We start from the raw sequence: 14,895 nt of genomic DNA, 5'->3' as shown, positions 1-14,895 counted from the left end.
GTATGCAAAGGAAAACAGATCTTATTATAATAGGTGGTAGTGTAATAGGTTCAAGCGTTGCTTACAATTTACTAAAAGACGGCTATACTGGTGAAATTACCGTTTTTGAAAAAGATCAGCTATATGAGTTTTCCTCAACCCCGAGGAGTGCTGGTGGAATCAGACAGCTATTCACCACCGCAATCAACATTCAAATTAGTCGTTATAGTCTACAACACTATAAAACATTTCCTGAAGATATGGCTATCGATGGTGAAAAGGCTGAAATAGATTTTAAACAACGAGGTTATTTATTTCTAGCGAAAAATGAAAACCTTGATCAATTACAAAAGCAATCTCAATTACAGCGTCAGTATGGTGTTCCATCTGAATTACTATCACCCCAAGAGTTACTCACCATTATACCTGAGTTAAATATTGCTGATTTACAAGGCGGGTTGTATTGTGCAGAGGATGGCTATCTTGATCCCTATTCCGTCATGCAAGGGTATGTTAAAAAAGCTAAACAGCTTGGCGCTACATATGTCTATGAAGCAGTAGAAATGATTTTAAAAAATGAACAAGGCGTATCCGGTGTAGAATTAGCCAACGGGGATACGTACCATGCACCAATTGTAATAAATTGTGCTGGTCCTTGGGCTCCTTCATTAAGTGAGAAAATAAACTGCCCAATTCCTGTCGTTCCATTAAAAAGACAAATTATCCAGTTTGATATTGCTGAATCTTTAACATATGACTTGCCATTAACAGTTGATCCTACTGGTGTATATTTTCGGCATGAAGGACAAAGCTTAATCGCAGGGTTTTCCGAAAAAGTCAAATCAGGAATTGACTTTAGATGGTCGCGTGACTTTTTCACGGAGCAATTATGGCCAGTTCTCGGTAATCGAATCGATAATTTTTCAAGAGCAAAAATTGCAAGCGGTTGGGCCGGGTTGTATAGTCATAATACAGTAGACCAAAATGCGATCATTGGCGAACATCCAAATCTCGCAGGCTACTATTTAGCTTCCGGCTTCAGTGGACATGGTATGCAGCAGGCGCCTGCTGTTGGTAAAGGCCTATCTGAATTAATTCGGACAGGTAACTATCAAACGTTAGACCTGTCACCGCTTCGATTCGAACGATTTGCAGAAAAGGAATTGCTTATTGAAGGCGCCATTGTCTAATAATAATTGAAAGGATGATCAGATGTTATATTTGAATAAAAATGACATGATGAAGGCTGTATCCATGAAGGACGTTATCGATGCAATTGATACAGCTTATGAAATCTATCAATCTAAACAATTCCATATGCCCGCGCGCGTACAAGTCACAGATGATGATAATACATTGTTACTTATGCCTTGTATGACAAACGATGCAATTGGCACCAAATTGATTACATCTTTCCCAAACAATACTGATCAACCAGTTTTACATGGTCTAGTTATCTTAAACAGTCAGGAAAATGGCGAGATAATGGCTTTAATTGATGGATCATTTATAACCGGTTTTCGGACAGGTGCCATCGGAGGTTCCGCAATCCGCCACCTTGCTATGAAAAACGCGTCAAAAATTGCGATAATCGGAACAGGTGTCCAAGGCCTCTATCAAGCAGTAGCAGCATGTACGGAACGAGCGATTACAGATATTTACCTATACAATCGATCGCCCGAAAAAATCCCTTCTTTCATAGATTCACTTCAACAATGGATTGGTTATACTATTCAAATCCATGCGGTGGATTCAGCTGAGGAAGCTATCACCCATGCAGAAGTCATTATTACCGCAACCACTTCTAGAAATCCGGTGCTTCCAGATAATCCCGAATTACTAACAAACAAATTAATTATCGGCATTGGTTCCTTTCAACCAACTATGCGAGAATTTCCTAAAGTATTGTACCAATTGGCAGATCATATTTTTATTGACACAGAAGATGCACTAGCAGAATCAGGTGACATTGCGACACCACTTAAGAATAATTGGATAAGGCGTGAATCTATCCAAACGATGGCTAGTTTCCTCACGTCCCAAGATCAAGTTCAAGATGGTAAAACAGTTGTATTTAAATCGACAGGTATGGCGTTATTTGATGTTGTCGTAACTAATTTAATCTATCAACTAGCAATGGAAAAGGGGGTCGGTCAGAACCTAGCTTAAATTGATAAGTTGGGCTTGTGAAATTTGAAAGCGTTTTCAATATGAGGGGGTTTACCATGACTATTATTCTTGTTGAGTTTGTCTTGTACTGTATCGTTATTTTACTAATCGGCTATCATTTCAGTAAAAATAGTAAAACACATTCTGACTTTCTATTAGGTGGAAAAAAGTTACCTGGCTGGGCATTAGCTTTTTCCGAACGCGCAACGGGAGAATCGGCTTGGTTACTATTAGGATATACAGGGTTTGTTTTCACGACTGGTTTAGCTTCGTTTTGGGTTGCAGCGGGGATTGGTTCAGGGATTATCTTTGCTTGGTTGGTCTTAGCGAGAAAGTTCATGAGAGAAACAGACAAATATAACGTTCTAACACTCCCAGATTACTTAGCTGCTCGCTTTGGGCAAAAAGCTAATGTGATTCGCTGGTTAACCAGTATTTTAATTGCCGGATTTCTCATGTTTTATGTCGGTGCACAAATGGCGGGCGCTGGGAAAATGCTTTTCACGACATTTGGCATGTCTACTACAACTGGTATTATATTAGCTACAATTATTATTATCGTTATCGCCTTTGCAGGAGGTTTCATTTCAGTTGTTTGGACCGATATGATTCAGAGTGTCATGATGTTAATTACCCTAGTTGCCTTGCCGATAGTCGCCCTAATTTACATTAATACAAACGACTTGTCTATTAGTCAATCACTTGTCAATGTAGGCGGTTCATTTAATAGCTGGTTCGGTGGTCTAACTGGATTTGCCCTTGGTGTATTATTCTTCAATAACTTTTCCTGGTTCTTCGGCTTTCTAGGCGGTCAGCCGCAGCTCAGTGCCCGATTCATGGCACTTAAAAATGATAAAGATGCCAAACAAGGTAGTATAGTCGCTATCATTTGGACATTTTTAGCCTACGGTGGAGCATTTTTGATAGGTTTATGTGCTATCGCAATGTATAGTCAAGGGTCATTTGCCGATGTTGAAATTATTCTACCAACAATGATTCTCGATCTATTCCCTACTTGGATTGCAGGTATTCTTCTTGCAGGTGTCTTGGCCGCAATCATTACAACTGCTGATTCTCAACTTATGGTTGTAACAAGTTCTGTCAGTGAAGACATCATTCATAAAGCAATGGGAATCGAATTAACGGAAAAACAATTAATTTGGATCTCTCGAATTTCAGTTGTATTTTTTGGCCTCGTTGGTATGACAATTGCATTAGTTTCAGATTCATTATTGTATCTCGTCGTAAGTTGGGCTTGGGCCGGAGTTGGTTGTACCCTATCTCCCGCTATCTTAATGACCTTTTTCTGGAAAAGGTACTCAAGTGCAGGGGTTGTTGCTACCATTCTTGCCGGGCTGTTTTCTACCCTATTATGGATCAGCACACCTCTTGAAGGTATCATTACGTCTAAATTTACAACGTTTTTTATCGCAGCATTTTTCGGTATTGTATTTAGTCTACTAATGCCTGATAAGAATCAGAAAACAGGAGTGGATACGGTGGAAAAGGCATTGTAAGTGAAGTACACTTACTATCGCCAAAAAACAAATGACCATTAATTTGATGGTCATTTGTTTTTTCAGTAGTTAGGTTGTTAGTCCTTATTTGTCTGAACATTTCCGTAATTTATTCAAATCCTACAAGCATTTTTTTGGATATGTTCTCACCATGGTGAAAGAATGATAGTTCGCGAATTACAGGTTCTTCATCGCTTTCCGTAATTTCAAGAATTACTTCCTGAACTTTTATAGACGGTATTCGTATAATTGCTTTATTTCCAATATTAATTCCTTCGTAAATGGTAAGAGGACGCTGGTTATTTGCGGTATTGACTATAATCTTAAAGTTTCGAACACGCTCACCGTTCTTTAAATCCTCTTGAATAACAACATGATCTAGTAGGTGCGGTTTTTGGGGTTGATAGATCCATCTATCCTTACTAAATATACACTGTTCAATTGTTGCAATAGGTTTATCAAATCGACTCTTTATTTCTGCACCAAAACCAAGCAATCGCTGGGCATCTTTTTTTGGCAAAAGCCCTTGTCGATCTGGTCCAATATTGAGTAATAAATTAGCCCCCCGTCCAACAGAGTGATAATAAATCCCCATTAAATCTTCAAGACTTTTCACCGTATGTTCATCATTGTCACTATAAAACCAATTCTCTCTCATTTGGACATCACACTCTGCTGGTAACCATAGCTGATCCCCCAGTTGCTCTTGTTTATCACTCAGAACAGAAACTTCAACAGTATCCACAACATTCCAGCAAGGTACAGGTGCTATCCCGTCCTCATTACCAACCCAACGGAAATCAGGGTCAGCCATGTTAAATATAAGAATGTTTGGCTGTAGAGTTCGGATTCTATCGACAATCCGTTTCCAGTCATACTCATGTCCTTCTGAGCCAGCCCCATCAAACCAAAGAATTTCAATATCTCCATAATTGGATAATAATTCTGTTATTTGATTTACAAAATAATCGTCATACGCCTTACCACTCTTGTTATAAAAATCAGCAGAACCATCATAGGGCGAGTAATAGAGACCTGGTTTAATGCCATATTTCTTGCATGCCGCAACAAACTCCTGAACAACGTCTCCTTTCCCATTTTTCCACGGTGAATGGGCAACTGAGAACTCAGTATATTTTGAAGGCCAATTTGCAAAACCATCATGGTGCTTCGCAGTTAGGACAGCGTACTTCATACCAGCTTCTTTTGCAGTATGAATCCACTGGTTGCAATCCAAGTTTGTTGGCATATACGAAGTTGGTGACATTGGCCTTTCATCAAAATCTTTGTATCCTTCATAAAAGGTCCGTAAACCAAAGTGTATAAAAAAACCATATTCCCAACTTTGGAAATGAAGTTGTTTTTCAGTAGGTTTAATTCTATTGTCTGTATTCATTAAATACCTCCGTATCTTCCATGGTCAAGATCCCTTCGATTCAAAATAAACATTATTAATGTAGAAGAAAGGAAAAAGTATGAATTCTTCTTCCTCAATATACAGAATTAAATTTGAATACTCATGTCCATCATTTTTTCAGTTCGGACTTTACACATATTTCAGAAATTTTTTGATTAACCTCTTCCCTAATAGCCAACAGCCATTCGCTTTCACGAGGATACTCGGTAAATGTTAAAGGCTGATCAAGTGATTTCTCAACTAAATCCATTACTTTTTCTCTACCAGCTAGATTTTCCAGCAGTTGCAATGCTCTTAAATCTTGAAGTGCATCATAGAATACTTCCATTCTGATTGATTCGATTGGCCCTAGTTCACCAGGATAAACAAGAAAGGCATCCCCAGAAGGAAAACTATGATCTGCATCAGTGACTTGAAAAGGATCAATTTTCTTACGGGACAAACTTGAATACCAAAAGTTATACCCCCAGTGAAGAAATCCCTTTATCTGATATTTATAAAGTTGTATTCCACTAATCCGATTACGAGCAGATGGAAAGTTAAAGAATCTGTTCGATACTTCTTTGTACTGTGCACAACAATAATAGGTCCATAGATTTGGTACTCTATTTTCGATAAAAGGTTCCATATGGTTATTGGAAGGAATTGGGTTTTTCACTAAACCTTGCTCATAAAACGTATAGTCTGACAATGCGTCAATCACAGGAAATTCGGACAAATAGTAATGGATGATTTCAGCAGCCTTTTTATAAGATTCCAATTCAGCCAGGGCAGGTTCATCAGATACATGAAAATAAACTCTTTTTTCAAGTTTATTTTTTTTTATAAATTCAACAAGCTCAGGTAAAAATTGTGAAAGAAACTGTTTATACGATTCTCCCACCGCATCCGTTTCCCATCCAAATATTTTTCTTACTTTACCATTTTCATTCGCCATAATTTTCGGAGCGTGCTTGGCCCCCCATTGAGTAAATAAATGAGAAAACTCAAAGTACTTAATCCCTCGCTTCGAACACAATTCTACCCACCGGATTAGCTTATCAAAACAAAATTGATAATTGTCGCCGAACTTTTCCAGGTCCACTAGCTGAACGGTTGGACGTTCTGCACCAATTTCAGTATCCAATGGAGGGGTGAACAAAGGTGTTAACAGCATATTTATACCATGCTCAGCTGCTGTTTGTACATATTGATCAATCAATTGCCAGTGTTTTTCACTAAATACATCTACATCATAATACGTCGCCAAACAATCTGTATGAAACCATTGTGTATGGATGAGTTGTTGCTCAGGTAACACCTTGGGTATTACTTCAAGTTCAAATGTTTCCATGCCAAGTACACCATCTGATTCTGACTCAAGAACCACTCTAACCAGATGGTTACCAGGCTGTACTTCTTTATTCAGTTCGACAGTTACCCAAACCGAACACCACTGATTGGAAGGAGCAGACAGTCCCTCCTCATCTAATGGATAAAGTGGATCAGGGTACAAACCCGGTGTAGCCCGAAGTATATGATCATCATGGTCGTCATAACACGGTAGGTCTGAAGGAACATGACCAACTGCTCTAATTTTAACCAGGTTCTGTATATCCCCTTCAATGCGAGCGTTTATTTTTATTGGAGAATCTTTATTCATCTTAAATGCAACCTGAAAGGAAAAGGTTTCATTTAGGAGCGCGGAAGCTTTACTAAACGGTTTATCTTTTAATTCTTCATCTGCAAATACCTTCGTCAAAGAACTTAGACAGCGGGTTTCAAATGATTCGTTGTATTTTTCGACCATTTATTACATCCCCCTTCTCCCTTTCCTGCATATTACACATAATGAATCCCTTCCGTATTTGGTAACGGGATAGGAAATAACGCTTGCAGTTTAGGATCCTCTTGAAAGTCAAACAGCACCTTCACTAACTCCTCTGGTGTTAACGTTATTTTCGTATTCTCAAATTGTATGCTTATATTCTCATCATCTGTATTAACTAGTAAATCCTGAACCAATCCGGGATTACGTCTCCTCAAATAGGGCATCGCCTGTTCTATCAATCTCTTACAATTTACAACATATATCGTCCCACCATTATGTTTCGTTTCATAAGGAAAATCATCATTCAATTCTTCATGTAACGGATCTTGCCATGGAATGGATATATCTATTTCTTGGACAATTTTCTTGTCTATACAATTCATTAAAATCCCATTAACAGCTTTTGGATTACCTCCCCAATCCGTTACAATGGCTTGTTCCTTTGTACTATTTTCAGTTGGTATGGCGATAGCGGCATACCCTTCTACCACACCATTTTTTTCGGCGATATATAATGTTTGTTCCATTTTAAAAATACTTGCATAACCACCAGCTTCAAGAAGCGTTAACCATTCCCAAGTACTGCTTTCATAGCTGACTTCCTTCGCTTTTAATAATTCGGCAATTTTAAAAATATCGGTTATATTAGCTTCTCGAATAGAACCTTCATATCGATTTACGGCTGATGCAGCAAGCCTATACTTATATACTCTCCCAAATTGGTAACACTGATTTCGTTTATACAATCCGCGGTCACCGGATACAAACAATAAGGATGCCTTTGCCTGATCAATATACTGATAAACTTCTTTTAAAATTGTACTTGATATCCCTTGATTTCGATAATCGGGATGTGTGCATACGGCCCCAATTGAAAAGGTATTAAGTTCTGCCTTTTCCACACGTATTTTGGATGGGACTAATCCAATAAAACTGACTAACTTCCCCTCATCAAATGCACCGAATGACTGTTGTAATTCCTTAGAAAAAACCTGTGGAAATGCTCCCCCCATTGAGGTGTGGTCTTCATCCCGAAATGTCTGATCAGATAACTGTATTGCCTGTTCAAATTCATCCGCCTTTAATCGTCGAATCTCCATTTATACCTCCCCTTCATACATCAGCTTTTGCTTACGTAATTCCACTGGTGAAATTTGATCAATAGAAAAAGGTTTTAATCGTAAATTGAAATTAAAGTTCCTTGTATACAGTTCACTTTCCGGCAATACATCCGGTCCACAGCTCGCAGAACCCAGACCATGCTGCATATGATCCAAGTGAACAAAAATTTCTTCATTTTTCTCAAGTTCATATGTGTGGTGTGCTTGATCAAGATCTTCTATTGAATAATGATGTGCACTAAAGTTAAAATCTGGTGAACCTGATACAAATAAGCCCATCCCACGCAAATTAGTGAAAGTTACCCAATTTACACCTGTCCGGTTTCCATTTTCTTGTGGGTATACATAATTCGTAAAAAGACCATCCACGGAATTTTTATAAATGCCACAACGATTTGCCAGCATACTATCTACATAGGATTCACCGGGACCTCTACCATACCAGGTTACTTGATCTAGCGTTTTCGGCAATGTCATACCAAAACCTATACGTGGAAGTGTTTTTGGTGCATGACCTGTTGGTTTCCCGCTTATATCCACAACAACTTCCCCACTTCCGTAAATGGTGTAGGTAAGTTCCACAACGATTCCCCAAGCTATCATAGGTGGCGCAATTTTTTGAACGACCTTTATATTAAAATAAGACTTATCATCAGATAATTGCCAATCAACTTGGTCCGTTCTTTGCTGCAGCCAATGTACACCATGTTGTTTCCATTCTCTTACCGAATGATAATCGTTATCTATCATAGCCCGCCAAAATTCTAGTTTTGGACCCGCATGAATAAGAGATAATCCATTAAATTTCCACGATTGAATTTGACCCGTTATTCTATTGAAGCTTATTTCAAAATTTGAACGTTGCACATTTATTTTCAAATCTTCTGTTTTAACATCTAACGGATGGATAGGTCCACTACTAACGTCATCCGTTAACGTAGACTTTTGTGGCAGTTCAAACTGTGCCCATGCTACTTCATGTCCTATCGTAGCCCAATTCGCTTCAGTTGCTAGTATAAATTGAATGTTTAACCAATAATCCGTTTTGTTCAGAAGTTTTCCTGGTAATTGATAAGGAACAGTTAACTCTTTTGTAGAACCCCCTTCAATTCCATTTATGGGAGTAGTTCCATTTTGTATGACTTCTCCATCTGCTTCCAGATTCCATGATAAAATTAAATGATCTAATGAAATAAAATCATATCTGTTTGTAATTTTTATCTTTCCGGCCTTTAAATCCATCTCCTCGACCTTTACAGGTTCAACAACTTTCTTATGTTCTAAATACCCTGGTGAGGGAGTTCGGTCAGGCATCACAAGCCCATCAATTACAAAATTATAGTCATTTGGCTGATCACCAAAATCACCACCATAAGCAAAGTATTCTTGCCCATCTTCACTTTGTGTTCGTATCCCATGATCAGCCCATTCCCATACAAATCCGCCTTGAAGACGTCGATGCTTATAAAATACTTCCCAATATTCCTTTAATGCACCCGGTCCATTGCCCATCGCATGTGCATATTCACAAAGAATATGCGGTTTTGTTAGTTCTGTATAATGACCTACCTTATCTAATAAATCAACTGCAGTATACATCGTTGTGTGCACGTCAGATAGCAAAGGCTCTTTCTTAAAATCATTTTCCTGATAAAATTCTCGTGACTCCCCTTCATGATGAATAAGCCTAGTCGTGTCTTTTTTTACAGCCCAGTTAACCATCGCTTTCTGGTTAATTCCATTTCCTGATTCATTGCCTAATGACCACATTACAATTGATGGATGGTTCTTATCTCGTTCAACCATTCTTTCCATTCGATCAACATAAGCTTCTCCCCATTCCGGATCATCACTAAGTTGATTGATGTTTCCAATTGTTTCAAATCCATGGGTCTCCAGGTCAGCTTCATTAATAACATACAATCCATACTCATCACATAAATCATAGAATCTTGGTTCATTTGGATAATGAGCCGATCGTACTGCATTAATATTACCTTGCTTCATTAATTTAATATCTTTGGCCATATGATCAAGCGGAACTGCGCGGCCAAGGTCCGGATGACTATCATGACGGTTTACCCCTTTAAACTTAATAGCCACACCATTAATCAAAACTAATCCATCCTTTAATTCCACTGAACGGAATCCAACCTTTTTGGTAATTACCTCTTTATTACCATGATCATCATATACTTTAATCACCATATGGTATAAATATGGAATTTCGGCAGACCACTTTTCCGGATTTCTAATGGGAATTTCGATAGTAAGAAGGTTTGATTTTTCTCCTGACAACGAAGTAGTTTCACTTCCCGTAGTCTCTGCAACGTGTTCCTTTTGTGCATCCAATAAATAATACGCTACTTTCAAATCATCGATTGATTGTCCTAGTTTATTTTCTATTTCAACATCCACTTTTAATGTAGCATCTTCATATTTTTCATCTAAATCAGTCCGAATAAACAAGTCTCTAACATGCACATTTGGTCTGGATAGTAAATAAACGTCTCTAAAAATCCCGCTCAGCCACCACATATCCTGATCTTCTATATAGGTAGAATCCGACCATTTATAGACACGTACCGCTACACTATTTTTACCTGGCTGCAGATAACCTGAAATATTAAATTCAGCGGGCAATCTGCTTCCTTTGCTAAAGCCAACCTCTTTCCCGTTCACCCAAAGATGGAAACAGTTATCAACACCTTCAAACCTTAAATATACCTGGTCGTTAATCCATCCATCAGGAACATAAAATTCACGATGATACGAGCCGGTTGGATTTTCAGTTGGGACATGAGGTGGATCAACTGGGAATGGATAATTTACATTTGTATAATGGGGCTTATCATACCCTTGAAGTTGCCAATGATGAGGAACCTCAATATCATCCCAATTGCTAACATCAAAATCTTTCTGGTGAAAACCTGTTGGTGCTTCATGTGGGTTATCTGCGTAATTAAACTTCCAAACACCATTTAACAATTGAAAACGTTCAGAGTTACCTCGTTCATATGTCAACGCCTTTTGTTCATCTGAAAAAGGAATAAAATAGGAACGGCTTTTGACACGATTTCTATGTAATACATGTAATGATTGCAAGTCTTGCAAACTCATAGTGTATAATCCCCTTTATATCCTAAATATTTTTTCCGTCTGATTTTCCGATTACTTAATTCACTACGTCCGTGATTCAACCTGAGTTATTATTGTTTGTTTAATTTGCTCAATCGCTTCATCCGTACCAATTGTGTAGTCACATTCAAGTCCCACAAACCCTTTATATCCGGTTGCTTTAATAGCTTGAAGAATGTTAACATAATTTAGTTCTCCTGTTCCGGGCTGTTTTCTGCCAGGATTGTCAGCTAAATGGAAGTGGTTTATATGTTTTATTTGGACGGTTGCATTTCGAATAATATTTCCTTCTGTAATTTGTTGATGATAAACATCAAAAAGAAGCTTAACATATGGACTATCTACTTGATCAATAATAGATGAAGCCTCGTTGGAATATTGTAGAAAGTGCCCTGGATGATCGACAAGTCCGTTTAATGGTTCAACCTCTAAAGTAATTCCCGCCTGTTCGCAAAGGAAGGCGCATTCTTTCAATGTTTCTATCATTGCTTCCTGCTGTTTTCCGCGTAAAACTCCTTCGCGTACATTACCAGATTGTGTAATAATTGATTTCGTTCCTAATATCTTGCATGCTTCTATCGTGTTTGTTAATCCATCAATGTAATTTTTTCGATAGCTTGGATCAATTAAATTAAAAAAACTGGTACAAGTTGCACTAATTCCAACACCAATTTTCTCTTGTTCTTTAGCAACTTCTTTTATATTTAAATCCCACCAGTTATAATATTCCAAACCGTGAAAACCATGCTCTTTCACCTTTTTAAGATGATAAACAGGATTTTCTCCACTATAAGCACCAAAGCAAAGTGAATACTTCATTGTGCCAACTCCCTTATTCTGCTGTTACGTTTGCTTTTAGTTTAATAGCCTCGCCCTTTTCAGCTGATTCATATAAACCATTAATGATCTTTTGGAGCTTCACACCTTGTTCAGCAGTACTAATTGGTTGCTCACCCGTTAAACAACAGTTAATAAAACGTTCCATCTGAAGTTCGTAATTCCCTTTCTTCGGGAGGTATGAAGGCGTAATATCTATTAGTGTTTCATGTTTTTCCTGATACATTTTCAATGGAAAAACGTCAGCACCGCCTTGATCACCCATTAAGGAAACGGACATCTCGTCGTGTTTTTCAATATTTGCAGCAAATGCTGCTTCCAGAATGATTGATGAACCATTTTTAAAGGTAATCATTCCTCGCGCCATATCCTCTATGGAAAAATTGTTCCAATCCCATTCTCCAGCCATTCCTACGCCTTTTTTGTTGCCTATCTTTTGATAGGTGACACCAAAAACGGTATCTGGTTCTGGATATCCCATTAAGTACAATGCCGTGTCCAACATATGAACGCCAATATCGATTAGCGGACCACCACCTTGAAGTTCCTTATTCGTAAATACACCCCATCCAGGAATTCCCCGTCGACGAATCGCGTGAACACGCGCAGCATAAATTTCACCGAGGTCATCTGCATCAATAAATCTTTTTAAAGTGTCGACTTCAGGAGTATGTCGAAAACTAAGGCCATACGTTAATAGTTTACCTGACTTTTTCGAGGCCGCTTCCATCCGCTCTGCTTCTTCCACAGTCATCGCAGGCGGCTTTTCACACATAACATGGTAACCTGCTTCAAGAGCGGCAATTGTAGCGACAGCGTGAAATTTATTCGGCGTACAAACACTTACAACATCAAGTTCAATAGTATCCATCATTTCTTGAAAGTCTGTAAAAACATGTGCAATATTATATGTATCAGCTAAAGATTCCGCATTACTTCTTACCACATCGGCAACCGCTATTATTTTCACTTTATTTTCTTGCTTAAGATAGTTTGGTATATGAACCTCTTTCGCAATTGCGCCGGCTCCAATAATTCCAACTCGTAGAACTTGTGTCATTCTCCATCCCCCACTTACTTATAAAAAATTACCTCCCCCGACAATTCAAAAGGAGGCAGTGTTATTCAAATTTTAAGGCTGTTTTCGTAAAGATTGTTGCTTTTGAGAGAATAGATATAGAATGCGACATAACTGCTATGTTGATTTCCGCTGCGGACAGTTGCTTTCCGCGGGCACGGCCTCAGCCTCCTCGGAAGAAAACCACTTCCTGCGGGGTCTTCAGACTCGTGCTGTTCCCGCAGGAGTCAACTGTCCTCCGCTCCAATCAACTGCCATAAATTACTGGCTGACTGTGTGATCTAAACAATCAAATAAATTGATATTGTTAGGCTCAACCCTAGCGAAGGAAAAACACGGAGACTCCTGCGGAAACAGCGAAGACGTTGAGACCCCGCAGTGAGCGATTTTTGCTCGCGAGGAGGCTCAGCGCGAGCCCGCGGAAAGCGTAGTGTTTTTCCGCAGCAATCGCAGGGTACCGAACATGATTTTTAGCCACATCGCATTGTATTTCCGGAGCGGTATGCTACGTCGCATTTTATATCAACTATGAAAATGAAAAGCAACAATGCGTACGAAAAGGGCCATCTTTAAAACGTGTCAGTATACAAACGATAGTTCATTTATTCGAAATGAATTTCCGCACCTTTTTCACTAGATTCATAGATGCCCGCTAATATTTTCATAACTTCCACACCGTCCTGAACAGGGCTGATTGTTTCTGTTTCACCTTTCACACAGGATACAAAGTGATCGATTTCTTTTTGGAACCCTTTATTGAAATCAAATGATAACGAATCAATTTGTGGTGTAGCGTTCAACATGGTATTGTTTTTTTCCATTACCAGTTGAAGTTCAGGTTCGATTTCTGCACCACCTTTGTCTCCAAATAAATTAACAGCGATTGATTCTTCCTTCGCATGAAGCGTGAAGCTGACATCAATCATTAAAGATGCACCATTTTCAAATCGAATAATCGCATTAGCTAAATCCTCTACCGTATTTTTATCAGGGTCATAATCAGCAGCTTTATAAAATGATTTGTTTTCCACATTTGAGCGGTTCCCCAGTTTGTTGTACGTATTTCCACTAATTGATTTTACTTTTGGTTTACCCATTAGATACCAGCATAAGTCAATAACATGCACACCTAAATCAATTAACGGACCGCCACCTGAGCGCTCCTTATCAGAAAACCATCCACCGGGGTTCCCCAAAGCACGTAAACAGGATGCTTTTGCATAATAGATGTCACCAAGTTCGCCCGAATCGATGAATTTCTTTAATACTTGTGTATTTGTCCCAAATCGGCGAACGAACCCTACTTGTAATGTTTTTTCATTATTTGTTTTTGCTGCTTTTTCGATCTCATAAGCTTCTTCCACCGTTTTACATAATGGCTTTTCTACTAATACATGTTTACCAGCATCTAAAGCAGCAATTGAAATTTCCGCATGAGAGTTATTCCATGTACAAATACTTACAGCATCAACCTGTGGATCAGCTAGTAATTCTTGATAGTCACCATAATATTTTCCTGCACCGTACTTCGTTGCCTTTTCCTGTGCCCTTTGCTCATTACTATCACAAACAGCATAGATTTCAACATCGTTATTATTTTTATAGGATTCAAAATGCATATCCGATATAGAACCTGCTCCAATTACACCTATTTTTATTTTCTCCATTGTATTACCCTCATTTCTTTTTTTAAGGCTTTTTTCGTAAGGATTGTTATTTTTTAAACCACGCAGTTGATATAAACTGCGACGTAACAGCGCCGTGATTTCCGCTATGGATAGTCGCTTTCCGCGGGTGGCTGGTGAGCCTCCTCGTGCTACGCACTCCGG

The 14,895-nt window shown here is 38.6% G+C and carries 10 protein-coding genes; 3 read left to right on the top strand and 7 right to left on the bottom strand.

The window, feature by feature from the left end; translation table 11 throughout:
• Nucleotides 1-2: 2 nt before the first annotated feature.
• Genes AC3G7N_RS15025 through AC3G7N_RS15015 form a run of 3 tightly spaced genes read left to right on the top strand, consistent with a single transcriptional unit; the run spans nucleotide 3 to nucleotide 3,665 of the window.
• Entirely contained in the window at nucleotides 3-1,169 is a 1,167-nt protein-coding gene (locus AC3G7N_RS15025) for an NAD(P)/FAD-dependent oxidoreductase (protein WP_489422981.1), read from the top strand.
• 22 nt (nucleotides 1,170-1,191) lie between these two features.
• On the top strand, nucleotides 1,192-2,148 hold the full coding sequence (locus tag AC3G7N_RS15020; RefSeq protein ID WP_489422980.1) for an ornithine cyclodeaminase family protein: 957 nt from the start codon (nucleotides 1,192-1,194) through the stop codon (nucleotides 2,146-2,148).
• A 56-nt stretch (nucleotides 2,149-2,204) separates the two neighbouring features.
• Nucleotides 2,205-3,665: a sodium/proline symporter gene (locus AC3G7N_RS15015; protein ID WP_489422979.1), complete on the top strand. Its 1,461-nt coding sequence runs from the start codon at nucleotides 2,205-2,207 to the stop codon at nucleotides 3,663-3,665.
• A gap of 109 nt (nucleotides 3,666-3,774) precedes the next feature.
• On the opposite strand, the gene AC3G7N_RS15010 is transcribed toward AC3G7N_RS15015, so the two are convergent.
• The 7 genes from AC3G7N_RS15010 to AC3G7N_RS14980 all read right to left on the bottom strand — a co-directional run bounded on the left by AC3G7N_RS15010 (nucleotide 3,775) and on the right by AC3G7N_RS14980 (nucleotide 14,733).
• Nucleotides 3,775-5,061: an alpha-L-fucosidase gene (locus AC3G7N_RS15010; RefSeq protein ID WP_489422978.1), complete on the bottom strand. Its 1,287-nt coding sequence runs from the start codon at nucleotides 5,059-5,061 to the stop codon at nucleotides 3,775-3,777.
• A 130-nt stretch (nucleotides 5,062-5,191) separates the two neighbouring features.
• Nucleotides 5,192-6,871, bottom strand: a complete 1,680-nt coding sequence (locus AC3G7N_RS15005) for a DUF4091 domain-containing protein (RefSeq protein ID WP_489422977.1) — start codon at nucleotides 6,869-6,871, stop codon at nucleotides 5,192-5,194.
• A gap of 32 nt (nucleotides 6,872-6,903) precedes the next feature.
• Nucleotides 6,904-7,992, bottom strand: a complete 1,089-nt coding sequence (locus tag AC3G7N_RS15000; RefSeq protein ID WP_489422976.1) for a GNAT family N-acetyltransferase — start codon at nucleotides 7,990-7,992, stop codon at nucleotides 6,904-6,906.
• Nucleotides 7,993-11,133 (bottom strand): beta-galactosidase, LacZ type, encoded by a 3,141-nt coding sequence (gene lacZ / locus AC3G7N_RS14995; RefSeq protein ID WP_489422975.1) that lies wholly within the window; start codon nucleotides 11,131-11,133, stop codon nucleotides 7,993-7,995.
• Between the two features lie 63 nt (nucleotides 11,134-11,196).
• The gene (locus AC3G7N_RS14990; RefSeq protein ID WP_489422974.1) at nucleotides 11,197-11,970 is read right to left on the bottom strand and encodes a TIM barrel protein; all 774 of its coding nucleotides are present in this window, start codon (nucleotides 11,968-11,970) and stop codon (nucleotides 11,197-11,199) included.
• A gap of 13 nt (nucleotides 11,971-11,983) precedes the next feature.
• Nucleotides 11,984-13,048 (bottom strand): Gfo/Idh/MocA family protein, encoded by a 1,065-nt coding sequence (locus tag AC3G7N_RS14985; protein ID WP_489422973.1) that lies wholly within the window; start codon nucleotides 13,046-13,048, stop codon nucleotides 11,984-11,986.
• Between the two features lie 620 nt (nucleotides 13,049-13,668).
• The gene (locus AC3G7N_RS14980) at nucleotides 13,669-14,733 is read right to left on the bottom strand and encodes a Gfo/Idh/MocA family protein (protein ID WP_489423018.1); all 1,065 of its coding nucleotides are present in this window, start codon (nucleotides 14,731-14,733) and stop codon (nucleotides 13,669-13,671) included.
• Nucleotides 14,734-14,895: the final 162 nt, after the last annotated feature.

The sequence above is a fragment of the Virgibacillus carmonensis genome (assembly GCF_057836705.1).
The sequence above is the reverse complement of the archived record's forward strand: the minus strand, read 5'-3'. Positions and strand labels throughout refer to the sequence as shown.